Source organism: Sodalis sp. RH20 (genome assembly GCF_047324205.1).
Taxonomy (GTDB): Bacteria; Pseudomonadota; Gammaproteobacteria; order Enterobacterales; family Enterobacteriaceae; genus Acerihabitans.
In genome coordinates this window covers 2,929,806-2,951,244 of sequence record NZ_CP178733.1, presented here as the reverse complement: position 1 = coordinate 2,951,244, position 21,439 = coordinate 2,929,806, and the positions used below count along the sequence as shown (strand labels likewise).

27 protein-coding genes, 3 tRNA genes and 3 pseudogenes are annotated in these 21,439 nt (G+C 49.8%); 19 read left to right on the top strand and 14 right to left on the bottom strand.

Going from position 1 to position 21,439, the window contains the following annotated elements:
• Positions 1-45 precede the first annotated feature (45 nt).
• The 6 genes from uvrY (at position 46) to ACL2XM_RS13625 (ending at position 3,578) form a co-directional block, all read left to right on the top strand.
• Positions 46-702 carry a UvrY/SirA/GacA family response regulator transcription factor gene (gene uvrY, locus ACL2XM_RS13650; RefSeq protein ID WP_410015851.1) on the top strand — a complete coding sequence of 219 codons (657 nt, stop codon included), beginning with the start codon at positions 46-48 and terminating at the stop codon, positions 700-702.
• Positions 695-2,527: an excinuclease ABC subunit UvrC gene (gene uvrC / locus ACL2XM_RS13645; RefSeq protein ID WP_410015850.1), complete on the top strand. Its 1,833-nt coding sequence runs from the start codon at positions 695-697 to the stop codon at positions 2,525-2,527. Before uvrY ends, uvrC begins: the two co-directional genes overlap by 8 nt.
• A 57-nt stretch (positions 2,528-2,584) precedes the next feature.
• The gene (gene pgsA / locus ACL2XM_RS13640; protein WP_410015849.1) at positions 2,585-3,133 is read left to right on the top strand and encodes a CDP-diacylglycerol--glycerol-3-phosphate 3-phosphatidyltransferase; all 549 of its coding nucleotides are present in this window, start codon (positions 2,585-2,587) and stop codon (positions 3,131-3,133) included.
• A gap of 158 nt (positions 3,134-3,291) precedes the next feature.
• A tRNA-Gly gene (locus ACL2XM_RS13635) sits at positions 3,292-3,366 on the top strand.
• Positions 3,367-3,400: 34 nt separating this feature from the next.
• Positions 3,401-3,474 (top strand) — tRNA-Cys (locus ACL2XM_RS13630).
• A 17-nt stretch (positions 3,475-3,491) separates the two neighbouring features.
• Positions 3,492-3,578, top strand: a tRNA-Leu gene (locus ACL2XM_RS13625).
• A gap of 130 nt (positions 3,579-3,708) precedes the next feature.
• On the opposite strand, the gene ACL2XM_RS13620 is transcribed toward ACL2XM_RS13625, so the two are convergent.
• From ACL2XM_RS13620 to ACL2XM_RS13610, 3 genes are all read right to left on the bottom strand, one after another.
• Entirely contained in the window at positions 3,709-4,725 is a 1,017-nt protein-coding gene (locus ACL2XM_RS13620) for a tyrosine-type recombinase/integrase (RefSeq protein WP_413722407.1), read from the bottom strand.
• Positions 4,725-4,952: a DUF4224 domain-containing protein gene (locus ACL2XM_RS13615; protein WP_413728679.1), complete on the bottom strand. Its 228-nt coding sequence runs from the start codon at positions 4,950-4,952 to the stop codon at positions 4,725-4,727. Before ACL2XM_RS13615 ends, ACL2XM_RS13620 begins: the two co-directional genes overlap by 1 nt.
• Before the next feature lie 322 nt (positions 4,953-5,274).
• Positions 5,275-5,733: a siphovirus Gp157 family protein gene (locus ACL2XM_RS13610; protein ID WP_413722409.1), complete on the bottom strand. Its 459-nt coding sequence runs from the start codon at positions 5,731-5,733 to the stop codon at positions 5,275-5,277.
• Positions 5,734-5,782: 49 nt separating this feature from the next.
• On the opposite strand from ACL2XM_RS13610, the gene ACL2XM_RS13605 reads away from it, so the two are divergent.
• The 3 genes and pseudogenes from ACL2XM_RS13605 to ACL2XM_RS13595 form a co-directional block, all read left to right on the top strand.
• Positions 5,783-6,160, top strand: coding sequence for a hypothetical protein (locus ACL2XM_RS13605; protein WP_413722410.1), 378 nt, complete (start codon positions 5,783-5,785; stop codon positions 6,158-6,160).
• Between the two features lie 9 nt (positions 6,161-6,169).
• Positions 6,170-6,295: pseudogene (locus tag ACL2XM_RS13600) on the top strand (DnaB-like helicase C-terminal domain-containing protein); the annotation flags it as partial.
• A 65-nt stretch (positions 6,296-6,360) separates the two neighbouring features.
• Positions 6,361-6,749 (top strand): annotated as a pseudogene (locus tag ACL2XM_RS13595) (site-specific DNA-methyltransferase); the annotation flags it as partial.
• Here the strand turns inward: ACL2XM_RS13595 and ACL2XM_RS13590 are convergent.
• A complete protein-coding gene (locus ACL2XM_RS13590; protein ID WP_413722411.1) occupies positions 6,746-7,105 on the bottom strand; it encodes a helix-turn-helix domain-containing protein in 360 nt (119 codons plus the stop codon). The pseudogene ACL2XM_RS13595 and the gene ACL2XM_RS13590 sit on opposite strands and share 4 nt — an antisense overlap.
• A gap of 56 nt (positions 7,106-7,161) precedes the next feature.
• Positions 7,162-7,422 (bottom strand): type II toxin-antitoxin system RelE family toxin, encoded by a 261-nt coding sequence (locus tag ACL2XM_RS13585; protein WP_410015826.1) that lies wholly within the window; start codon positions 7,420-7,422, stop codon positions 7,162-7,164.
• A gap of 161 nt (positions 7,423-7,583) precedes the next feature.
• Between ACL2XM_RS13585 and ACL2XM_RS13580 the strand changes: the two genes are divergently transcribed.
• From ACL2XM_RS13580 to ACL2XM_RS13545, 8 genes and pseudogenes are all read left to right on the top strand, one after another.
• Complete coding sequence (locus tag ACL2XM_RS13580; protein WP_413722412.1) at positions 7,584-7,982, top strand: putative holin; 399 nt, start codon at positions 7,584-7,586, stop codon at positions 7,980-7,982.
• On the top strand, positions 7,975-8,280 hold the full coding sequence (locus ACL2XM_RS13575) for a phage holin family protein (RefSeq protein WP_413722413.1): 306 nt from the start codon (positions 7,975-7,977) through the stop codon (positions 8,278-8,280). The genes ACL2XM_RS13580 and ACL2XM_RS13575 overlap by 8 nt, the downstream gene beginning before the upstream one ends.
• Before the next feature lie 2 nt (positions 8,281-8,282).
• Positions 8,283-8,898, top strand: a pseudogene (locus ACL2XM_RS13570) (glycoside hydrolase family 19 protein).
• The gene (locus ACL2XM_RS13565; RefSeq protein WP_413722414.1) at positions 8,895-9,455 is read left to right on the top strand and encodes a hypothetical protein; all 561 of its coding nucleotides are present in this window, start codon (positions 8,895-8,897) and stop codon (positions 9,453-9,455) included. Before ACL2XM_RS13570 ends, ACL2XM_RS13565 begins: the two are co-directional and overlap by 4 nt.
• Positions 9,456-9,570: 115 nt before the next feature.
• Complete coding sequence (locus tag ACL2XM_RS13560) at positions 9,571-9,885, top strand: baseplate J/gp47 family protein (RefSeq protein ID WP_413733161.1); 315 nt, start codon at positions 9,571-9,573, stop codon at positions 9,883-9,885.
• Positions 9,882-10,478, top strand: a complete 597-nt coding sequence (locus ACL2XM_RS13555; protein ID WP_413733160.1) for a YmfQ family protein — start codon at positions 9,882-9,884, stop codon at positions 10,476-10,478. The genes ACL2XM_RS13560 and ACL2XM_RS13555 overlap by 4 nt, the downstream gene beginning before the upstream one ends.
• Before the next feature lie 49 nt (positions 10,479-10,527).
• The gene (locus ACL2XM_RS13550) at positions 10,528-11,313 is read left to right on the top strand and encodes a hypothetical protein (protein WP_413733158.1); all 786 of its coding nucleotides are present in this window, start codon (positions 10,528-10,530) and stop codon (positions 11,311-11,313) included.
• A gap of 71 nt (positions 11,314-11,384) precedes the next feature.
• Positions 11,385-11,600, top strand: a complete 216-nt coding sequence (locus ACL2XM_RS13545) for a hypothetical protein (RefSeq protein WP_413733156.1) — start codon at positions 11,385-11,387, stop codon at positions 11,598-11,600.
• Between the two features lie 27 nt (positions 11,601-11,627).
• On the opposite strand, the gene ACL2XM_RS13540 is transcribed toward ACL2XM_RS13545, so the two are convergent.
• The 7 genes from ACL2XM_RS13540 to ACL2XM_RS13510 all read right to left on the bottom strand — a co-directional run bounded on the left by ACL2XM_RS13540 (position 11,628) and on the right by ACL2XM_RS13510 (position 16,065).
• Positions 11,628-12,695 (bottom strand): acyltransferase family protein, encoded by a 1,068-nt coding sequence (locus ACL2XM_RS13540; RefSeq protein WP_413733154.1) that lies wholly within the window; start codon positions 12,693-12,695, stop codon positions 11,628-11,630.
• A gap of 622 nt (positions 12,696-13,317) precedes the next feature.
• Positions 13,318-13,602 (bottom strand): HigA family addiction module antitoxin, encoded by a 285-nt coding sequence (locus ACL2XM_RS13535; RefSeq protein WP_162364622.1) that lies wholly within the window; start codon positions 13,600-13,602, stop codon positions 13,318-13,320.
• Positions 13,602-13,880, bottom strand: a complete 279-nt coding sequence (locus ACL2XM_RS13530; protein ID WP_413722419.1) for a type II toxin-antitoxin system RelE/ParE family toxin — start codon at positions 13,878-13,880, stop codon at positions 13,602-13,604. Before ACL2XM_RS13530 ends, ACL2XM_RS13535 begins: the two co-directional genes overlap by 1 nt.
• Positions 13,881-14,376: 496 nt before the next feature.
• Positions 14,377-14,790 (bottom strand): DUF2442 domain-containing protein, encoded by a 414-nt coding sequence (locus ACL2XM_RS13525; RefSeq protein ID WP_410015795.1) that lies wholly within the window; start codon positions 14,788-14,790, stop codon positions 14,377-14,379.
• Positions 14,780-14,983 carry a DUF4160 domain-containing protein gene (locus tag ACL2XM_RS13520; RefSeq protein WP_410015794.1) on the bottom strand — a complete coding sequence of 68 codons (204 nt, stop codon included), beginning with the start codon at positions 14,981-14,983 and terminating at the stop codon, positions 14,780-14,782. Before ACL2XM_RS13520 ends, ACL2XM_RS13525 begins: the two co-directional genes overlap by 11 nt.
• A gap of 546 nt (positions 14,984-15,529) precedes the next feature.
• Positions 15,530-15,745 (bottom strand): HigA family addiction module antitoxin, encoded by a 216-nt coding sequence (locus ACL2XM_RS13515; RefSeq protein WP_413723595.1) that lies wholly within the window; start codon positions 15,743-15,745, stop codon positions 15,530-15,532.
• Positions 15,742-16,065, bottom strand: coding sequence for an I78 family peptidase inhibitor (locus tag ACL2XM_RS13510; protein ID WP_410015785.1), 324 nt, complete (start codon positions 16,063-16,065; stop codon positions 15,742-15,744). The genes ACL2XM_RS13515 and ACL2XM_RS13510 overlap by 4 nt, the downstream gene beginning before the upstream one ends.
• 188 nt (positions 16,066-16,253) lie before the next feature.
• Here ACL2XM_RS13510 and ACL2XM_RS13505 point away from each other — a divergent pair, with 188 nt between their 5' ends.
• Both ACL2XM_RS13505 and ACL2XM_RS13500 read left to right on the top strand, forming a co-directional pair.
• Positions 16,254-16,460, top strand: coding sequence for a YgdI/YgdR family lipoprotein (locus tag ACL2XM_RS13505; RefSeq protein ID WP_410016583.1), 207 nt, complete (start codon positions 16,254-16,256; stop codon positions 16,458-16,460).
• A 1,542-nt stretch (positions 16,461-18,002) separates the two neighbouring features.
• Positions 18,003-18,155, top strand: a complete 153-nt coding sequence (locus ACL2XM_RS13500; RefSeq protein WP_410015784.1) for a hypothetical protein — start codon at positions 18,003-18,005, stop codon at positions 18,153-18,155.
• A gap of 575 nt (positions 18,156-18,730) precedes the next feature.
• Here the strand turns inward: ACL2XM_RS13500 and ACL2XM_RS13495 are convergent.
• Together ACL2XM_RS13495 and ACL2XM_RS13490 are read right to left on the bottom strand one after the other, a co-directional pair.
• On the bottom strand, positions 18,731-19,471 hold the full coding sequence (locus tag ACL2XM_RS13495) for a carbonic anhydrase (RefSeq protein WP_410015783.1): 741 nt from the start codon (positions 19,469-19,471) through the stop codon (positions 18,731-18,733).
• Between the two features lie 663 nt (positions 19,472-20,134).
• The gene (locus ACL2XM_RS13490) at positions 20,135-21,301 is read right to left on the bottom strand and encodes a L,D-transpeptidase family protein (protein WP_413733152.1); all 1,167 of its coding nucleotides are present in this window, start codon (positions 21,299-21,301) and stop codon (positions 20,135-20,137) included.
• Positions 21,302-21,439: the final 138 nt, after the last annotated feature.

Sequence of the window (21,439 nt, the reverse complement as noted above, 5' to 3'; positions counted from 1 at the left end):
ATTTGATTCGCTTTACATCACTCCCTTTTTTTGGAGATTTTATCTTTGATAAGCGTTTTTCTTGTTGATGACCACGAATTGGTGCGTGCAGGGATACGCCGTATTCTTGATGATATCAAAGGTTTTAAAGTGGTTGGCGAGGCGCAGTGCGGTGAAGATGCGGTAAAATGGTGTCGCAGCAACTGTGTAAATGTCGTGCTGATGGATATGAACATGCCGGGTATTGGCGGTCTGGAGGCTACCCGTAAGATCATACGCTTCTCACCTGATATTAAAGTTATCATGCTCACCATTCACACTGAGAATCCATTACCTGCTAAAGTAATGCAGGCGGGAGCCGCAGGTTATCTAAGCAAAGCGGCGGCGCCTCAGGAAGTGATTTGTGCCATCCGCTCCGTCAATGCAGGCAAACGCTATATCGCTTCTGATATCGCACAGCAAATGGCCTTGAGCCAGCTCGAGCCACAGACTGAGACCCCGTTTGAATGTTTGTCCCAACGCGAGCTGCAGATCATGCTGATGATCACGAAGGGGCAAAAAGTGAATGAAATTTCAGAACAACTCAACCTGAGTCCTAAAACGGTTAATAGCTATCGTTATAGAATGTTTAGTAAACTTAACATCGGTGGAGACGTTGAGTTAACACATCTGGCCATTCGGCACGGGTTGTTTAATGCGGAGAGTTTATTAAGCAGTGACTGACAGCTTCAATCCTAAAGAATTTCTTAAAACCGTCACCAGTCAGCCCGGCGTCTACAGAATGTACGACGCTACGGACACTGTCATTTATGTCGGCAAGGCAAAGGACCTGAAAAAACGTCTGGCGAGTTACTTCCGTCTGCAGGTTTCCAGTCGCAAAACCGAAGCCTTGGTCAAGCTCATCGCCCAAATCGACGTCACCATCACCCATACCGAGACCGAGGCGCTGTTACTGGAACATAATTATATCAAGTTGTTCCAACCGCGTTATAACGTCTTGCTCAGGGATGATAAATCCTACCCGTTGATTTTCCTTAGCAGCGATACGCATCCGCGCCTGAGCTTTCACCGCGGCGCCAAGCATGCCAAGGGCGAGTATTTCGGTCCTTTTCCCAACGGCTACGCCGTGCGGGAAACGCTTGCGCTGTTGCAAAAACTGTTTCCCATCCGGCAATGCGAGGACAGCGTTTACCGCAACCGTTCCCGCCCCTGCCTGCAATACCAGATCGGGCGCTGTCTGGGGCCGTGCGTTAAAGGACTGGTGAGCGATGAGGAGTACCAACATCAGGTTGATTATGTCCGCTTGTTTTTATCCGGCAAGGATCAGCAGGTCCTGAATCAGCTGGTCGAGCGCATGGAGCTGGCGAGCCGGGCGTTGAATTTTGAAGAGGCCGCCCGGGCGCGCGATCAGATACAGGCGGTAAGACGGGTCACCGAAAAACAGTTTGTTACGGGGGATCATGAGGACCTGGACGTTATCGGCGTGGCGTTCGATGCCGGAATGGCGTGCGTGCACGTGTTATTCATCCGGCAGGGCAAGGTCTTGGGCAGCCGCAGTTATTTTCCTAAAGTGCCGATAGGAACCGACCTTTCCGAAGTGGTGCAGACGTTTGTCGGTCAGTTCTACCTGCAAGGCAGCCAGATGCGGACATTGCCCGGGGAAATTCTGCTTGATTTTTCCCTGCCGGAAAAAGATTTGTTATCGGAATCGTTAAGTGAACTGGCCGGTCGTAAAGTCCACATCCAGTCCCACCCCCGCGGCGATCGCGCGCGTTATCTGAAATTGGCGCGTACCAATGCCGCAACGGCGCTGGTGACAAAGTTAGCGCAGCAGTCCACGATTCATCAGCGTCTGGCGGCGTTGGCGGAATTGCTGGGCCTGGATGCCATCAAGCGGATGGAATGTTTTGACATCAGTCATACCATGGGGGAACAAACCATTGCTTCCTGCGTCGTATTCGACGCCAATGGACCCGTGCGGGCCGAGTACCGCCGCTTCAATATAGAGGGCATTACCCCTGGGGACGATTACGCGGCCATGACCCAGGTATTGCGCCGCCGCTATGGCAAGGCGCTGGAGGAAAGCAAGATTCCCGATGTGGTGATTATCGACGGCGGCAAGGGACAATTGGGGATGGCGATTGATGTGTTTGCCCAGCTGGATGTGCCCTGGGATAAATCACGTGTTATTTTGTTGGGGGTGGCCAAAGGCACCGACCGTAAGGCCGGGTTGGAAACGCTGTTTTTCAAAGCCCACGGCGAAGGCATATCGCTGCCGCCTGATTCGCCAGCCCTGCACGTCATCCAGCATATCAGGGATGATTCGCATAACCATGCGATTACCGGGCACCGCAACAAACGCGCAAAGGTCAAAAATACCAGCGCGTTGGAATTAATTGAGGGTGTGGGCCCTAAACGTCGACAAACCCTGTTAAAATACATGGGCGGTTTGCAGCCTTTACGGAACGCAAGTCTTGAGGAAATTGCTCAGGTGCCCGGTATTTCGAACGCATTGGCAGAAAAAATTTTTAATGCATTGAAACACTAACGGCGATGTAGCAACATACTCGTTATCTCCGTCCAGCCAGATAGTTAACGTGGCATTATGCAATTGAATATACCGACTTGGCTTACATTGTTGCGTGTCGTAATGATACCTTTTTTCGTCCTGGCTTTTTACCTGCCTTTCTACTGGGCGCCCCTGGCCTGCGCGTTGATCTTTATCCTGGCGGCGGTCACTGACTGGTTTGATGGCTTCCTGGCACGTCGCTGGAAGCAAACGACGCGTTTCGGCGCGTTCCTGGATCCGGTGGCGGATAAAGTCATGGTGGCCATCGCCTTGGTCTTGGTGGCGGAACATTTTCATTCCTGGTGGATAACGCTGCCCGCGGCGACGATGATCGCTCGTGAGATCATTATTTCGGCGCTGCGCGAGTGGATGGCTGAGATTGGCAAACGCAGCAGCGTCGCCGTTTCCTGGATCGGCAAGGTGAAAACCACCGCCCAGATGCTGGCGCTGGTTGCATTGCTCTGGCGCCCCGAGCAGATCGTCACCGGTATCGGCATCGCCGCGCTTTATGTTGCCGCGGTACTGACATTCTGGTCGATGTTTCAGTATTTGAACGCCGCCCGTCATGATTTGTTCGAACACTGATCGAAGCGCCGTAAAAATCAACAAACAGGCGCCTGGGCGCGATAATTCTATTGACTCGCTACGTCAGGTCAGTAGAATGCAACGCATCGAAAGCAACGACCGATTGCCAGACGATAACAGTAAAAATTAGTAAGTTAAAACAAGTAGCTTTCATCGATGCGGGAATAGCTCAGTGGTAGAGCACAACCTTGCCAAGGTTGGGGTCGCGAGTTCGAGCCTCGTTTCCCGCTCCAGATGTACAACGAAGCCTTTTTAAGAGGCAGCAAAGGCGCGTTGGCAGAGTGGCCATGCAGCGGATTGCAAATCCGCCCACCTCGGTTCGACTCCGGGACGCGCCTCCAATATGTTATTCCCCGACGCCCGGGTGGTGGAATCGGTAGACACAAGGGATTTAAAATCCCTCGGCTTTATGGCTGTACGGGTTCAAGTCCCGTCCCGGGTACCACACCAGAATTCGTAATAAAAACAAAGTAGTATGAATAAATTGATACCGCCGATAGGCGGTTTTTTTATGCCTGATTTCCTGCATTGCTAACATCACTTCCTAACATGATTTTTGTGAGTCGCATAACTATTCATTTTTTTTGACCGCCGACGACGGGGACCACTTCGGTTTTGCGATCGTAGCGCGCCGTCTGCGAGGCGTTTTTATGCCCGGAAATCACCTGTTTTGCTGCCAATGTACCCTCCAGATCCGATATGCCTTTAGCCTTCAAATCATGAAACGTAAAGTCAAAGTCTAGATCGGGAAACGTGGCCGCCGCGGTGAGTTTGGTATTACGCCAGCGGCTGTTAAACCCATCGCGGCTGTAACCGTGGCCGGACGGTTGATGAAGGATATACAGGCTGGTCACGCCAGGGGACTGCGGTAATCCTTCAGCTATAGCGATGGCGCGACGTAGGCGATCGCTCCATGCCTTAATCTGTTTCTTGCCGGTTTTACCCTGAGTGATAAAAATCCCCTCGGCTAATAACTGGCTGCGCTTTAGCGACAATATGTCGGCCTGCCGGGCGCAACACAGGTAAGCCAGCTCCATAGCGGCGCGCACAACGTCCGGCGCGATGGAGTATAAAGCCTGATATCCCGCATCGGAAATATAGCGATCGCGGGAAACCTCCTTGAATTGTCTACCCCCTTTGCAGGGGTTCATTTTCACTTTGCCGCGTTCATAGGCCCAGCGGTAAACGCGCAACAGAAAGGCTTTCTCCCGGTTTGCCTGCGTTGGGCTTTTGACCCCACGTTTATCCATATACTTTCTGATATGCTCAGGTTTGATATTATTCGGTTCCATTTCACCAAACACTTTCAGCAACCTTGTGGCGTATTTACGGTAATCCTTCTGCGTTTCGATGGCCAGTTCGCCAAAATCCGCTGAGTGGAAAAACTCTTCGCTTAATCCGGTAAAATCACTGATAACCCGCTTTTTGCTATTCACCCGCTCGAAATGGCTCCACATCTCGGATAGCGGGGCGTCAAGAGAACATAATGATATTGAACCACCCAGCGCCGGGTGGAATTCATATTTGGTTTTTCCCCGATAGACGCGGGATGGTAGCGCGCGGTCGGCCGGATTCTTACGTTTCCCTGACATCAATCCATCGCCTCGAAGTTAGGTTCCTGGCTTTCTATTTTTTCGACGAAGCGTCGCGCGCCGCCGGGGTTCATAAAGTGGCCCCACGTGGTGCAGGGATGCCCATCGGCTTTTTTGATAAAGAAGATGCCGGCATTTTTAAGCAACTCGCATTGCTTGGACTTATAACGGAATCCGGTTATCTCAATCATTTCTTCTAAGGTGATGGTGTCGTGATCGTCTTTCATGGCCTTGCCTCGTTATTTCTCTCAATCGTTCTATCGCCTGGTCTGCCGCTTCGCAGGCGGCGATATCCTGCTGAATCATTTGCTGTTTACGGGCAGTAAAAAATAATCGTCCGATTTTCATATCTAATGCTGAAAGCAGGCAAATGCCCGGTTGCCATGGTTGTATGATGGTCTCCTTGTGGGATTCCACCATGCTAGCCATGCGGTCGCACATCGCCGCGCGCCAAATAGGTTTGCAACATGTTATTTCCCGCCTGTTATGTCTTGTGGAATTGATAATCCGTTGCGCTTAGTGGGCGCCATACATATTTACAAGTATCTTTCATCGAACGCGCAGCGAGCGGGGGCTTGTTTCAATATGCGCGCCAGGCACTATGACGCCAGTATCAATGGCGTCCTTGATGGCTTTTTTATCCGGTGCCGTTATCACGCTGATATCGACAAACTCATCGGGCAATTGGCTTTCATTGTCGATAATCACCCTGGCCGAACCTTTAGCGGCGGTAAATGTATCGGAGGTAGTATTCAAACTGTCCTGAGTCGCGGCAAGTAAGCAGTTTAAAATATAGTTCTTAAGATTTTTCGCCTGCGTTTCGAAGCTTTTTTTGCGGGCAGAAAGCCGCGCCGCCTCTTCATCACAGTTTTTTGCCAGCCCATCAAGATTACGAACCAGGGAATAGGTCGCGTCAAACTTGTCGGCTATCGGCGGGCTGCTGAAAAGCGGCGCCTCACCCGACGCCCTGGATGTTCTGGCCACGTTGCCGGATGAGGCATTTAACATCGGGTTTTACCGCACGGCGTATTGAGAAATCAAAAAACACGCCCTGAGTTTGGGCGTTATCGACGGACTGCTGTTAAGCGAGGCCCTGGGCGGCGACAGCCTTTCCGAGTTCACTGAGGCCATGCGGCAGCCGACGGTGGAATCCAACCTAAAAGGCTATGCCAAGCTGACCGGCAAAAGCTGGTTTACCCGCAAAGCGATTGCCCTGTTTCAGGGAATGGCCGACTCTATCCGAGAGGCGCGTAATCAGCAACAGCGTGACCAGGTGATTGAAGGCGCGTTGGCAAACCTGGTCGAGCTAACCACCGACAGCGGCGATATCATTCCGGTGCATATCCAAGATCTTCTGCCGTCCTACATGGACTTGATTGATAAGCGCATGAGCAGCGATGCCAGCATCACCAACCTGATGACCGGTATTCCCTAGCTGGACGCCATGCTGGGCGGCATCAACCGCCAGGATTTGGTGCTACTGGCCGGACGGCCGGGTATGGGCAAAACCGAGATTTTGTTGTCCATGGTGGAGGGCGCAACGCGCAACGGCGGCGGGATGCTGATATTCAGCATGGAAATGGCCGCCATGCAGCTGGTGGAGCGCTCGATTGCCGGCGCGGGCAACCTACCGTACGTTTGTCGGCGCAATATCAGATGTTGCAACAAACCTACGCCGGCCTTGCCATTGAATATGCATCGTTACGCCGGGAGTACCAGCAGATGCGCCGGCCGTTCGCTGTCACCAAGGATGTGCTTTATACCGACGTTTGGACATTACGCCCGTTCAGTCATACCCAGGCAAGCATCCCTGCGAAAAGCCGGCCGACATGATGCGGCATATCATTCAGGCCAGCAGCCGGCCCGGCGATGTGGTAGCGGATTTTTTTATGGGTTCCGGCGCCACGATAAAAGCGGCGCAGGCGCTCGGTCGCCGCGCTATCGGCGTGGAGTTGGAGGAAGAACGTTTTCTGCAGACCGTCAAAGAGGTCGAGCAAATAGCCCCTACTGGGGCCACGTTTTAAAGCGTTAGCTGTTCCGGTCGGCAGCCATACAGCGCCGCCAACTTTTCACGGGTTTTTTTCTGTGGTTTTGAGTCCACGGATTCCCACTGCGACACGGCGGACTGAGTGGTGCCGAGTTTTTCGGCAACATCGTATTGTGACAATCCTGAATGGATACGCCACGCGGCCGGCAGACTGACATCTTGATCAACCATGATGGCAACCACTTCACCAGGAACGGTTTCATCGTCGTGTTTGTCGGCGTGGTAAGGAATATCTTCCCAGCCGTCATTGATCAGGCTTTCATATTCCGCTATCGGTAACACCACGAACTGCGGCCGACCTGAAACGTCATTGATGTACTGTATTTTAGACATATTCGGGTTTCTCTGTTTTCGCGTTATGTCGTGTGAGGAATAGCGGGTTTCCCCGCCTAATAGGTTGTTGATGTTCTACGCTTCACTGCCTGAATGGTGCAAATTACCGGTTCACCGTCGTCAATCTCGAAAATAATTCTGTAATCGCCCACCCGCAATCGGTACTGGTTATCAACGGCTTTCATCTTCTTGATATCAAGCTGAACGCTGGGGAACGATGCCAAACTATTTACTTTTTCTACGATGGTTTTCCGGTACCTGCTGTCGATTGCGCCCATTTGCTTAAGCGCTTTCCTCGACCATCGGACGTTAACCATATTCCCTCGTTTATAAGAACATATCCGCTTGGGATGATTAGATAATAAGATAAATATCTAATCAAGGCAAGTAAAATCTAATTATTTTTCTAATGACTCTGCGGCTGCTTGCGGGTGGCCTTGTTATACCCTCAATGAGGACAAACAACGAGGGAATCATCATGTCCGAGCCGGTCTCTGCAACTGCCGTCGTGACAACGGGGGCCGGTGTCGCCACCCTGGGTTGGTTTAGTGGTTTGGACCCGGCAGTGGTTATCGGTTCCTTCGCCGGCGCGGTTTTTTTCGTCACATCGGCTGCCGATCTCACCGTCCCTAAGCGGTTGGGATTTTTTATCGTCAGCCTGGTATTCGGCGTACTAGCTTGCCGCCCAGCCTCGGAAATTATCACCACCGTTTTGTTGTTACATACCCGATTGCCTGACTCTATCGGCGCGCTGGTGGCGGGGGCAATGGCCATCAAAATTCTGATGGCGAGCAGTATCGGTGGCGGGACGGCAAAATTGCTGGGCAGCCTCGGGGCGTTTTTATCCTCTTCAGGGAAGGGAGGTAAGGATGGCTGACAAGATAGTACTGATTATCCCAAACGGGGGTGAAACGCTGCTAATCTTGAATACGATCATCTGCGGCATGATTGCGCTGCGCCTGATGTTGTTTAAACGCAACGGGGCCACCCATCGGCCATGGGGACGTTGGCTGGCTTATATCCTGATTGTGTTTTACGGTTCTTATCCGATCCGCACGCTATTGGGTGAATACGTGCTGGTGGACTGGATGCAGATATTTATTAACGCCGTGATCTGCGGGGCCGTTATCAAAACCGGCGGCAATATCGTCCAAATTTTCAAAGTATCGAGATAACCATGAATCTTAACCAATTTCAGCGCACGGCTAACCTCAGCGCGGGGCTTGCTGCGCGTTGGTTTTCGCCTTTCACCGATACCATGGTCGAGTTTGAAATCAATACCCCCAAACGCCAAGCCGCCTTTATTGCACAAATAGGCTGTGAATCGGCGGGCTTCACAACGTTGGCCGAATCGTTTAATTATTCTATCCAGGGCCTAAAAGACACCTGCGCTGGCCGGCTAAGCGCGTATCAATGCGAAATGCTTGGGCGAAGCGGTGACAGGCCGGCACAACAGACCGCCATTGCCAATTTGGTCTACCAGGGCCGCTACGGCAATAAAGCCCCAGGCGATGGCTGGAAATTTCGGGGCGGGGTTAAAGCAGGTGACTTTCCTGGATAACTACCGGCAATGCGGAAACGCTCTCGGCATTGATCTGGTGGCAAATCCTGACCTGCTGCTGGTGTACAAATACGCTGCCCGGTCAGCCGGTTGGTTCTGGCAATGGCATAATCTCAATCAATATGCCGATAACGGTGACTTTAACCAAATGACCAAGGTTATTAACGGCGGCACTAATGGCCTGAGTGACCGACGCAGCAGGTTGAAAATTGCCGAGGGCGCGCTGTTATGAATCTGTTCATCGTAATAAAAGAGTATTGGCGATTGATTACCAGCTTGATTGCCTACCTGAAAACCAGCCGGATAGCGCCCTATGCCAACCCTGAAACCTGCCTAACCCAAAGGGAAGAGCCGAAGCCGGTTCAACCGCTCGTTGTTGCCACTCATACCATCATTGCCAAGGATATCACCATGTCATTCTCTTTAAGCTCCATTGCTACCGCCATTTCATCCAGTTTGTCCGTTGTTGCCGGCGCTGAAAAGCTGTACGCGCTGGCAAGCGATCTGATTGAAAAAGTCGAAGCCGCTTATGCCACTTCCGCCGGGACCGGCCAGACAAAAAAGAATACCGTGCTGGCTGTATTATCCGTTGCCGCTGATGGCGTCAATACGGATTGGGAAACGGTGAAAAATGACCTATCCCTTTTTATCGACTCGGGTGTCGCTACATATAATAGCGTGAAGAAATTGATGCCTGCGGTTGATAGCAGCGTTGTTAATCCATCCTTATCTACCGCACCGGAAATACAGGCAACTGTCGCCGATACCACTTCCCTTGTATCACCGTGATTAGAAAAATCCAGACGTAAACAACGATCATTCCCTGGCCGCCCCGGTAGGCACCGACGGCATTTCCCAGCTTGATGTCTGGGGCGCGGTTAAGGCCGATGGCGACCAAGGGCGAGTGGCCGATCATATTTTTCCGTTACAGCCGACCACGGCGCTGGTGTATGTGTGCTCGCCGATCAAAACGCCGGTGGATTTCACCATCGGCGGGCTGTCGGGCGCATTAAGCGATACCACGGCCGCGATAAGCACGGCGATCGATAATGTGTTTTTCGAGTATGGCGCTCCGGGGGGCACCATCTATTTATCGGACCTTCTGGCGGCGATCGGTGACGTGACCGGCACCACGGGGTTTATCCTCACCGCGCCGACCGACAATATCACCATGGACTCCGGGGGGTTGCCGGTATTGGGCAAGGTCACTTATCTATGAGCCAGTTTTCAGCCGATGATTATACGGCGGCGTTGCAGGGACTGCTGCCGCCAGGGCAAGCATGGCCGCGTGAAAACGGCACGGTACAGAACGCGGTGCTTCGCGCGCTGGGGAATAGCTATCAACGCAGCGACGATGCCGCCATGGCGCTGCTGGCCGGCGCCTTCCCGCGCACCGCCACGATATTGCTCAAGGAATGGGAAAATACCCTGGGGCTGCCGGATGATTGCGCCATAGGTGAAACCGACAGCATGGTGCTGCGCCAAAAAGCAGTAGTCGCGAAACTGTTTAGTTCCGGCGGCCAGTCGAACGCTTATTTTATCAGCGTTGCCGCAGCGCTGGGCTACACCATTACCATCACGCAATATCGCCAGGCGCGCGCCGGCATGTCGCGCTGCGGTGATGCGTTAAACGGCGAAAACTGGCCTTTCGTCTGGCTGGTTACCGCGCCGCTTACCACCGTCATTTATGCTCAGGCGGGATTAAGCTATTGCGGCGACCCGCTTCGGTCGTGGGGAAACAAACGGCTTGAATGTCGGTTATCAGCCCTGGCTCCATCCCATACCATCGTTAAATTCGGCTACGCCAACTAACCCTCTTAATTATCCTTTTTAAAGCGCTTTATCTAGCGAGAGATCTGCTATGCAAAAAATAGGCAATATTACTAACACCGCTGATATTAACGGAGAATGGACCAATGGCAATGTCGCCGGTGGCGTCTCGCCGACCATACTGGATGCGGCCTGGCTTAATACCATACAGCGTGAGCTGGCAAATGTTGTACAGGGGGGAGGGTTGGCTCTCGATCCTACCAACGACGCTCAATTACTGGCGGCACTGCGATCGATTTTTAATGGGCGCCTGCAAAAGTTTACCAGCAGCGGAACGTTTACGGTACCACAGGGGGTTTATACCATTTACCTTTCTGGATGTGCGGCTGGTGGCGGCGATGGCGGCGGCGCCGGCCGTGCTTCTGCTTCCTATGCAGCATCAGGCGGTGGGGGCGGTGGTGCCGGCCAATGCGTGGTGAAATATTCTATTCCAGTGCAGCCCGGTGATGTTATCAGCATTACGATCGGATTGGCTGGTTCCTCTGGTGCAGCCGGTTCTGGTGGCACGGCGTCCGCCGGAGGAAATGGCGGTAATTCTTCGTTCGGTGCGTTACTTACTCTGGCCGGAGGTAAGGGGGCGGTGCAGGGCAGTATTCAGCAAGTATTGCTACCGGAGGAATTGGCGGAGACGGTTATCCACAAGGTGGCAATTCGGTTTCATGTTCTGCAACAACATATGGAATCGCTGGTCAAGGGGGGAGTACCCAATATGGCGGTGGGGGTGCTGGCGGTGCCAGCGCGGGATCGAGTACCAGTGCGGGTAAAAGTGGTTATGGATATGGTTGTGGCGGCGGTGGCGGGGGTGCGAACAATATAGATGTTCCTACTTCAACCGGTAAGTCAGGTGGTGAAGGCATGCCTGGTATAATCATTGTGGAGTGGTAAGCGATGTCAGTAGAAAATTATGCACAGATTAAAAGTGGTAGCAACTTGATTATCAATATCATCGTGGCGGAAACATCATTTACTTTGTCGGGGTTTGCGTTAGTGAAAATTAATGAGGGCATTTTCTGTCAACCTGCGACGTATTATAATGAGTCTGATGGCGGGTTTTATGATGATGATAAATTCACGACAATTAACGGTAAGCTGGTAAATGCGTAAATGATTAGCCCCCAATCGGGGCTTAATTTACGGTCTTATTTTATCTCTTATTTTAGAAATTGGCCTGTCTATCAGTAATATCGATATGTATCCAAATAGCAAAGAAAAGGAGTATCCAATAAAAAATATATACCAACCTCTTGTTTTTTCGGGTTCGCCAAGAATACTCCAAGCAACAAGGCCGAAGAAAAACTGACATAAAAATATGGGATATGACATGTCACCAAAAAACTTTCCGGAATTCTTAAAACGATCAGGAAGCTTAGTTGCATGTAAGGAAATAACTGCAAATAAAGCAATGACATTATTGAAGTAATAATATAACGATGCTAAGGTTTTCCCTTCGAGCCATCCGATAAGCCAGTTTATAAGAAAAGCAGCAATAAATATTAATAAATAAGCAATTTGATGTCTAAATTCTTTACCTATGTTTGGTCTTATTTTTTCGATAAAAGCTGAAATAAAATACCCTAAGGAACCAATGCTAAAGGGTAACATAGCAGCAAGAAAAGGGGAGTAAGTAGCGATAGTACTCTCATTGTGATGAAGTGAATACCAATGATACATAGAACTTACTATTATTATTAAACAGGCTCTTTTAGGCCCTTTTGCCACAAATAGCCAAAGGAAAAAATAACACACAATCTCTACGGCAACCGACCAAGAGGAAGTTACGGCTCTAAACATATAACCGTTAAAGTTTAAAAATTCTGGAGTTGTAAATGTTTGGAATGGAGATATAATAATATTATCTGAAACAAAGGCCCACGGTATCATAAAAATATTACTGATGATTTCTTTAAATGAAAAATGAAGCCCATACGAAGGATGAAAGGTGGTAGGGTTATTCGCGAAATAAATAATAACAATGCTGGTGATAGACGCAAACCAGTATGTAGGAAATAAACGAAGGAATCTATTTAACGCAAATGGAGCAAATTCAAATTTATAGGTTCTATTAAGAATTAACGTGATTAAATAGCCGCTAATGACATAAAAACAGTTTACGGCATACAAACCCAGATCTGGAAATTTTGCACTTAAGTGAAATAGGATGACGGAACTCGCGAGAAAAAATCTGATTATCCCTAACATTATGTCAGGACTCCACTAATGACCATGCTAATTATTTAGTTATACTACCACTAGCATCTCATTGCTGCCATACGTTATCTAAGTCTTCTTTAATGGATTACATTTAATAAACTATATAGTAACAGGCTGGTAACTATCTTAATGTACACCCGGTAATGAAGTGTTCACTAATTAATCGAATTAAATTTCATTTCACCAAAATAGGTTATTTATGCGCCTAAGATAATGCGCATGGTGTGGTTAACCCCTTGATTTGAATTGCTCGTTACAACCGGTATGTTAGGAAGAAATGCATTAACCCCTTGTTTAATCAATGAAAGATGCAGAATTTAAAATCCCTCGGCTTTATGGCTGTACGGGTTCAAGTCCCGTCCCGGGTACCACACCAGAATTCGTAATAAAAACAAAGTAGTATGAACAAGTTGATACCGCCGATAGGCGGTTTTTTTATGGCTGTGGTTTGACTGTCGTAATAGCATTTCAAAATAAAAATACTAAAGCTCCTCTCTTTTTCCCAATGATCTGCGACCTGCAATAATAGCTGTCGAGTTGATAAATAAGCGCGGTTTAACCGGGCTACTCAAGCATCTTTACCCCAAGCTATGGGCGAGTAGCGCAGTCATCAGGCTGCAACCAACCGGTGTAGCTGTGAGGTATCAACTTCTTTCTGGGCTACCCAAAGGCTGTAATTGTCTTGGAGATTGAGCCAGAATTTCGCCGAACTGCCAAGTACCGCTGAAAGTTTCAGGGCCATTTCTGGAGAAACCGCAGAATGACCGCTCACCAGCCGTTGTGCGGTGGAAGGGGCGACATGCAGTGCGCGGGATAACTCACGAATGCCGATATTAAGATCGTCCAGGGTTTCTGCAATGATTTCACCTGGGTGCGGCGGATTAAACATAGTCATCAGTGATAATCCTCATAATTAATGACATAGGCGTTGCCATCCATAAATTCAAATGTAATGCGCCAGTTGCCCGTAACGGTTATAGACCATTGGCCTTTCCTGTCCCCGGTAAGCGCGTGAAGGCAATATCCCGGCCGGTCAATATCTTTGATATCTTCCGCCGCATCGATAACCGCTAGACGTAGGCGGAGTTTACCAGACTGCTGAGCGTTGATACCTGCGGTTGACCCTTTCTCAAAAAACAGGCGCAATCCTTTGTGCAAAAAGCTTTTAATCATGAAGTGGCTCTGGGTGTTGCGTACTAAGGAACAATATAACACTGTTCCTCAGCACGCAACACTTTTTTGATTGTATGCTAGCGGGGGAGTGGCGGGAATGAGTATCTTCATTCAAATAGTGACTACACAATCCGCATCAGCCCAAATTAACCCGCCATCATGATTTGCAACCGGCTGATTATACGTAACTCTATGATTTCAATATCATACTGAGGGTTTTTAAATCCCTCGGCTTTATGGCTGTACGGGTTCAAATCCCGTCCCGGGTACCACGCCATAATTCGTAATAAAAACAAAGTAGTATGAACAAATTGATACCGCCGATAGGCGGTTTTTTTATACCTGGGATTTGCCGCCAAAACCAGAATATGACTACATCCTGACAATGCTGATTTATTGTGACGATGATATCGCCTGAAATATTAGATGAATACACTGATTTTGCAAAGATTGAACGCCACGGAGGCCATGCGGTGACGCCATGATCCGCTGGTATTCAAGCCACGTTTACTTTTTTAGGCCGACCGCCAAGCTTGCCATTCGCCTTTGAGGCAGCGCGTTTCTTCTCGGAGGTCGCGGAACCTCCTTTGCGGCCAAGTTCGCGTGCCATCCATTTGCTGGTTCCTGTATAGCCATCCATTATCGCCGGGATAAACACATCGGCGTCAATAGCCGGGAAGTAAAGTCCGTTCCCCAGAGGCGTAATCTCTATGTCTGTCAGTTCCGCAGCGCTAGCAGTGCTTAATCCCTGAACAATCGCCGGCGGTATGGCCAATTCGATACCAGATACTAATGTTACGATGACGCGTTGCGATTTGGCATCATAGCGGGCCGCAATGGCACGTAACGGGCTATTCATCGTTTCCTGGCCGCGCTGCACGGCTGCATCGATTTGTGTTTTAGTTGCCATGGATTTGCTCCCATGCTGACTGTAGTTGTGGCAGTTGTTTAAGAAGCTCCTTCTCGATCTCCGCGAGTTCCTTAGGTTTTACGCCAATCATTTCTCTCAGCTCAATGTTGTCTTTTAGCAAAACAAAAACAACCTGGCCATTGGTTCCTATAACATGTACATGCGGAGGTAAATGATCCATGGTGTAAATCATCACCCGCCATCCTTTAAACCTGAAAATTGTTGGCATGGGCAACCTAAACCTAAACGTTTGGGTTATTTTAGATGGCATTTTGTAAGAATGCAATATGCGGGATGCGCTGGTGAGAATGGCAGTTTAGCGCTGAATAATGACTACCGCCGCCGCAATCACCCAGATAAACCCATATGATGGTTTATAAGGTGCTGTATTTATTCAACGCCTTGATTTATATAAAGCTATGAAGGTTTTTAAAATCCATCGGCTTTATGGCTGTACGGGTTCAAGTCCCGCCCCGGGTACTACCCGGAATTCGTAATAAAAACAAAGTAGAAAAGCAGGTTGATACCGCCGATAGGCGGTTTTTTATGCCTGGGGTTTGGCTTTCATAATATCATTTCAAAATAAAAATACTAAGGCTACTCACTTTGTCCCAATGATCTGCGACCTGCAAAAATAGCTGTCGAGTTGATAAATAAGCGCGGTTTAACCGGGCTACTCATGCATCTTTACTCGCGAGACACACAAGTGCAGGGAAGCTATGGGAGAGTACCGCAGTCATCAGGCTGCAACCAACCGGTGTAGCTGTGAGATATCAACTTCTTTCTGGGCTACCCAAAGGCTGTAATTGATTTGGAGATTGAGCCAAAACTTCGCCGAGCTGCCAAGCACCGCCGAAAGTTTCAGGGTCATTTCCGGCGATACCGCGGAATGTCCGCTGTCCAACCGTTGCGCGGTGGCGGGGCGGCATGCAGTGCCCGCGAGAACTGATATCAAGAGCAATGGACGCTGGTGATGATGCCTTCCTTGTTGGACATAAAGTTCAGCCGTTTCGGATCAAAGTCCATAGTGACGGCTTGGCCGGGCTTGATAAGGCGCATGGGCATTGAAAAACGCATACCGTCCAGGACGCTTTCGGGTTTGCCGATCAGGTTCCTGAAATTGTTAGCCATGCAGGTGTCATCAGCGGTAAGCGGTTTGACCGCGCTTTGCGTGGCGGCTGATTTTTCTGCACCGCTGCAGGCGGCAAGCGAAAAGGCGGTAAGCAACGCGGCAAAAATTGTGGTGTGCATGCAAAGTCCGGTACGCCGTTTCATGTTTAATCACTCCTTATTGGTTTTTTTCATCGTGGCGCAAGTTTGCAAGCCCGCGTGCGGCACGATGATGCTATTTTCGGTTAATCAGTGCCATGATTAGCACCAGGGCGGGCATCAATACTGCGTCAGGTTTTCTATGCTAACTCAATAATTAAACAAATAAAGAAGCGTATTATGTATAAGGCTTTATTTATTTTATTCAGCATGGTGCTCGCAACCATGCTGGGGGCAGTTCAAGTAGCTACGCACGCAGCACTAACGACGGGCATATGATGGTAACCGAGTGTAAACCCGACATTGATAATGATACGGGCATGATCCGTTATACCGATGCCCATGGTAATGAACAGCAGAGCAATAAAAATGATGTTAAGCAGATGCTGAAGATTAATTGACCCTCCAGCCCCGGGGGAGTAGCGGACATGGACGCCGTCCCGTGGGCGCGGATGTTGTCAGAGGATAAGTGGCCGTCGTCTCCAGTATTGCCCGCACACCGCCGGACATCGTGTCCTTCTGACGGCGGTGGATACATTCTCCCGCCGCCGGCTCGATGTGCAGGCTGCGGCAGCCGCCGTCATCTCAGCCTACCGCCAGGGCGATAAGAACACATAGCGTGAATAAGCCGAGCAAAAACATATGCCAATCGAATTTGACTTGCATAGTCGTTACCTCCCTTCGCGTCAGTCGCTTTATCATGGCTGATTAACGCGCTACGTGCTGTGACTTATTTACCAGAATCAAGGCGGCGTCATGGCAGGCTATAACCAGGGGTGCGCCGTCGGCATGCCGTCAGCGGGTCGGGAGAGGCGACCTGGAGGCTAAAGCAGGACAGAGTGCTGTTTTAACTCGGGCCAGCGGATGGCGCTTCGGGCGATGCGATTGCCGGACGACGGTGAAAATGGGTGTTATTTGCCGCCGCTATTTCAGCCTGATGGTCATATCCCATGACATGTCGGCTACCTTTATCCTTTTCCAGCTGTATAACAATGTCGTCCAGAAGGTGATGCGGCGATGCCGTACTGAGGTTTTAAGGCAAAACGTATGGCTGATAAAATACCCATGCTTGCTTAAGATCCGGCTCAGGCTTTTAACCCGCCTTTCGTTAAGCAAATGCGTACAAAAACTGACCTGCGTGTAATTGTTGGTATGCAAATAATCTAATGTCCTGATAAATGATCTTATCAGCCTTATGGCGTGCTTCGGATCGGTCGGGATAGACGACGGCTTCATATGCAGAGTGACATGATTGGTCCGTTTGTCGATAAACTCATAGGATTCAAAGTGACCAGTCATGGATTCTATTCTGTAAATCAAAAAGATGATGACTGTTAGACCGATTCCTGACCCAATAAGCACAAACGCCGCATATGCCATCTTGATGACCTTGAGTGAATGAATTCTCTGTTATATCGGCACCGTATTGTGAAGATTGAAAACATACATAAAAAAATAGCAAGAAACCGGATCATATCGCCAATGCATGGCAATGGTTCGGTGGATCCATCACGCCCGAACGGATGCTACCCCGCGCGAGCCTTCCCCTGCAGCTGCCGCTTCCCTCGGAATACAGCGCAAACAGGATCATGCCTTACATAATAATGACGGGCACGCTTGATCATGGTTAATGCTAAGGATTACATTGATTGGTAAAGACGTTGTGGCCATGAGGACAAACGTCGGTATCCGCAGGAATGATTCTGAACAAGGAGCCCGCAGCCCCACTACAGCCCGTTAACAGTAGCAGGCTTAATGCAATGGGGAGGATGAGTAATTTCATCGTAAATCCTGGCAAGTGGCAATGATCAAATCATAGCACTTATACCGAACAGATTGCGGGTCGTTTGTCAGTGTCACCTTATCCGGTGCGCAAAGGCCGGGCAAGGCGGGTATTGCTTTCAACGCTACGGCCGCACGATTTGTCCTGAGAGAATGCAATCGTGACGATATATCAACAAAACACCCCAGAGGCTGAAAAGGGACGGCATAATAGATCACTAAAAATTCTTTTTATTAACAAACTACCAAAACATTTTAAACAAGATGCCGCCAAAGATAATACCGCCAAGTACAAACAGCCAGCAGATGCGTAATAATACGTCATCGGTTTTTTGGGTTATGTCCATCATTTTTCCTTAGCTCAATTGTGATATCTGTCACTATTTTATGAGTAAATTTTGCTAAAAATAGTGACGTGCATCACATATACTTAATTTGTCATACAATTCTTGAGGAGAGTTATCCCGTTTGAAGCTGCTGAATCCTGTGCTTGGGTTTCGGGGCGGACAGGATGACCCAGCAACAGCCGGTGACAGGATAAAAAAAACGGGCATAAATGCCCGTACGCCAAAGGAATCAGTAGGAAACCAAAATAAAACAAAGGAATGCGGTAAGACAATCGCATAAAATGATTAAATATTTATTAAACATAATTAAATTGACTATATTTTAATGATTATTGAATAAAAGTAGCGCCGGGATGGCAACCAGACCGTCAATAGAAACATGAGAATAATATTAACGATGTATATGCTCTTGCAATTAGCGTATTAATTATGAGTAATTGTAATTAGGGGCCGCTTACGCGCTGATGAATGAGCGTATTCTTTTACCGCGCGAATAACGAAAAATGCTAACAGCCCGGCGCTGGCTGGGCTGTAGCGACAGGTTAGGCGAAAAACTCTACCTTTCCGCCGTTCAGGTGATACATGGAACCAATGATTTTTATAGTGCCCTCGGACTCAAGTTTATGAAGAATATCGCTTTTCCTGATTTCCTCAATAGTGAGTTTTACGTTGGTCGCCGCTACCGCATCGACAAATTCATCATTACTGCTCACCCTCTCCTTGGTATATTCTGTTTTATCAATGGCTGGTTTGATTTTATCCAGCAGACCCGTCAGGTTACCCAACTCAACATTATCGATAGCCCCTTTCACCGCGCCGCAGGCAGTATGCCCCATGACCACAATAACTTTGGCCCCGGCCGCAGCACAGGCAAACTCGAGGCTGCCGAGAATATCGGCATTGGAAATATTGCCCGCGATCCTACTGTTAAACGCTTCTCCAATGCCCGTATCCAGGATGATTTCCGCTGGCGCGCGGGAGTCGATACAGCTGAGAATCACCGCCGACGGATACTGTCCAGCCGCGCTGGCGCGTTTTTGCGCCAGGTAGTCATGTTGATGCGCTTTCCCCGTTTGAAAGCGGATATTGCCTTGCTTGAGACCCTCGATGATTTGATCCGGGGTCATCTTATCGCGCTCTGCTTTACTCAATGCGGCTGCATAGGATAGTGAGGGCAAGCCCATGCCTACAACGCCCGCTATCCCTAAAACGGAAAGACCCGCGGCGCGTTTTAATACGGTGCGCCGAGCTGGTTCGGCTGAATGCGGTATATCGGTTTGCATTATAAACTCCTGTAGCCAGGATAATCCCAACGGCTGAGTGAAGTGAAATGAAAGTGGTTTTACCCGGGCAGGGTGACACTGCGTTTTGAATACGGACGCAAATGAACCTTACCGAATAAGTTATTATCATAACGTCATAACCGCATTTATTTCATGAAGATTTCATTTTTAAACAACGCATTGTGTTGTTTTTTTATTAATTGGAATGTATGTCACGAATATTGTCTATATAAGGTAATTTATTTAAATGCTACATTTATATTATTGTTGGATTTTATTTTCTAATGTTTAATTTTTTTTATTCTGAATTTCAATGAATGAAATCAATATATTTATACCCTAAGTAATAATAACGTTCACCTTTAGCCATTGGTAAAGGATGCTATCGGCGAGCCGCCGTGCCGATACAGGCATGAAGGGGCGATTCACCGCGGGGTTGTGCGCCGGCGTGGCTATGGGCCGCGCGCCTGGCTTGCGGTTAATCTCTCTCCCACTAATCCATAAATTAAATTTACCGGCAATGTTCACCCGCAGTGATGACATCGCGATTATCCAGCGCAGGTTTTATTAACATCGGCAAAGCGACGTGGTTAACGAGGGGTTTTTCGGGGGCAAGCAAAAGCGCGCAACCCGGCGTCCATGCCAGGGTTGCCGCGGGGCGGTTTAGTTAATCGTACCGGTCTGCTGGGTTTGGCCTGCTGGCGCGGTCGTGACCGCAGAGGCTGAGTCGGGCGCGACGGCCTGGGTGTTGGTGTCAGGCGCGGTGATGGGCGCCGGCGCCGCCTCCGGGGCTGGCGTCGTGGCGCCGGACGCCGATGCGCCGGAGCCTTGGGCGGAATCCGGTGCCGCCGCCGGGGTATTTTCCGCCGGTGCGGCAACTGGCATCACCACCGGCGGGGTGGCTGTGGCGGCAGATACGTTTACCGGGATGCCGGCGCGATTTTGCAGGGCGGCATTAACCAAATCCTGATTGACGACCTGGTCGACCAGCACTTTGCTCACGCTCACCGGCAGAGTAATGGGCACCGGCTCGTTAGAATTGAACTGCTCTTCTGTGGAAGACAGGGGATTATGCACTTCGAGATAACGGGTGCCGTCAGGTTCAACGGTTGCTTTAACCGGTTCGTCGATAAATTGCACCCGGGTGCCGACCGGGACATGATCGAAGAGATATTTGATATCGTCGGCACGCAAACGTACGCAGCCGTGGCTCACGCGCAGGCCGATGCCGAAATTGGCATTGGTGCCGTGGATGGCATACAGGCGGCCGACATAAAGCGCATACAAACCCATCGGATTATCCGGGCCGGCCGGGAAGACTTCGGGCAACGTTTCGCCGCGCGCCGCGTATTCCGCATGCATCGCCTTGGTCGGCGTCCAGGTTGGGCCATTTTTCTTGCGTTGTACGCTGGTCACCCAGTTAACCGGCGTATCTTTGCCCAGTTCGCCGATGCCGATGGGCAATACAACTACCGTATTGGTGCCTTTGGGGTAGTAATAAAGACGCATTTCCGCGCTGTTTACCACGATGCCCTCATGCGGCGTATCGGGCAAAATCAATTGATGGGGAATAATCAGCTTGCTGCCCGGCAACGGCAGGAAGGGGTCGACTCCCGGATTGGCCTCGATCATATTGCTCAGGCCCATCTGGAACTGCGCGGCAAAATGCTCCAGCGGTAACTTGCTGTCCTGGGGGATGGCTATTTCCAGATTTTCCCCTACCAGGCGGCTGGTGCCGGCCGGAAGAGGGTATACCACGGCAAAGGCTGAGTGACTGAAGGCAGCCATTGCCAGAATTACCGTAAAGATTGCACGCATATTCATTTTCATAGTTAGTCAGATGTTATCGCCACACTGGCAGTAATTGGAAAGTTTATTCCGGCTCGCGGATGACCGGATGGGCATTATATGTTCACAACGGCCAAAGAGGGAAATAATATGTGTAACCTTGGGTACAGCAGTCTGCTG

Coding starts and splice junctions, on each gene's coding strand:
- pgsA (WP_410015849.1), top strand. CDS start 2,585: ATGCAATTGAATATACCGACTTGGCTTACATTGTTGCGTGTCGTAATG.
- ACL2XM_RS13620 (WP_413722407.1), bottom strand. CDS start 4,725: ATGTCAGGGAAACGTAAGAATCCGGCCGACCGCGCGCTACCATCCCGC.
- ACL2XM_RS13615 (WP_413728679.1), bottom strand. CDS start 4,952: ATGAAAGACGATCACGACACCATCACCTTAGAAGAAATGATTGAGATA.
- ACL2XM_RS13610 (WP_413722409.1), bottom strand. CDS start 5,733: ATGTTAAATGCCTCATCCGGCAACGTGGCCAGAACATCCAGGGCGTCG.
- ACL2XM_RS13590 (WP_413722411.1), bottom strand. CDS start 7,105: ATGTCTAAAATACAGTACATCAATGACGTTTCAGGTCGGCCGCAGTTC.
- ACL2XM_RS13585 (WP_410015826.1), bottom strand. CDS start 7,422: ATGGTTAACGTCCGATGGTCGAGGAAAGCGCTTAAGCAAATGGGCGCA.
- ACL2XM_RS13580 (WP_413722412.1), top strand. CDS start 7,584: ATGTCCGAGCCGGTCTCTGCAACTGCCGTCGTGACAACGGGGGCCGGT.
- ACL2XM_RS13575 (WP_413722413.1), top strand. CDS start 7,975: ATGGCTGACAAGATAGTACTGATTATCCCAAACGGGGGTGAAACGCTG.
- ACL2XM_RS13565 (WP_413722414.1), top strand. CDS start 8,895: ATGAATCTGTTCATCGTAATAAAAGAGTATTGGCGATTGATTACCAGC.
- ACL2XM_RS13555 (WP_413733160.1), top strand. CDS start 9,882: ATGAGCCAGTTTTCAGCCGATGATTATACGGCGGCGTTGCAGGGACTG.
- ACL2XM_RS13550 (WP_413733158.1), top strand. CDS start 10,528: ATGCAAAAAATAGGCAATATTACTAACACCGCTGATATTAACGGAGAA.
- ACL2XM_RS13545 (WP_413733156.1), top strand. CDS start 11,385: ATGTCAGTAGAAAATTATGCACAGATTAAAAGTGGTAGCAACTTGATT.
- ACL2XM_RS13540 (WP_413733154.1), bottom strand. CDS start 12,695: ATGTTAGGGATAATCAGATTTTTTCTCGCGAGTTCCGTCATCCTATTT.
- ACL2XM_RS13535 (WP_162364622.1), bottom strand. CDS start 13,602: ATGACTATGTTTAATCCGCCGCACCCAGGTGAAATCATTGCAGAAACC.
- ACL2XM_RS13530 (WP_413722419.1), bottom strand. CDS start 13,880: ATGATTAAAAGCTTTTTGCACAAAGGATTGCGCCTGTTTTTTGAGAAA.
- ACL2XM_RS13525 (WP_410015795.1), bottom strand. CDS start 14,790: ATGGCAACTAAAACACAAATCGATGCAGCCGTGCAGCGCGGCCAGGAA.
- ACL2XM_RS13520 (WP_410015794.1), bottom strand. CDS start 14,983: ATGATTTACACCATGGATCATTTACCTCCGCATGTACATGTTATAGGA.
- ACL2XM_RS13510 (WP_410015785.1), bottom strand. CDS start 16,065: ATGAAACGGCGTACCGGACTTTGCATGCACACCACAATTTTTGCCGCG.
- ACL2XM_RS13495 (WP_410015783.1), bottom strand. CDS start 19,471: ATGCAAACCGATATACCGCATTCAGCCGAACCAGCTCGGCGCACCGTA.
- ACL2XM_RS13490 (WP_413733152.1), bottom strand. CDS start 21,301: ATGAAAATGAATATGCGTGCAATCTTTACGGTAATTCTGGCAATGGCT.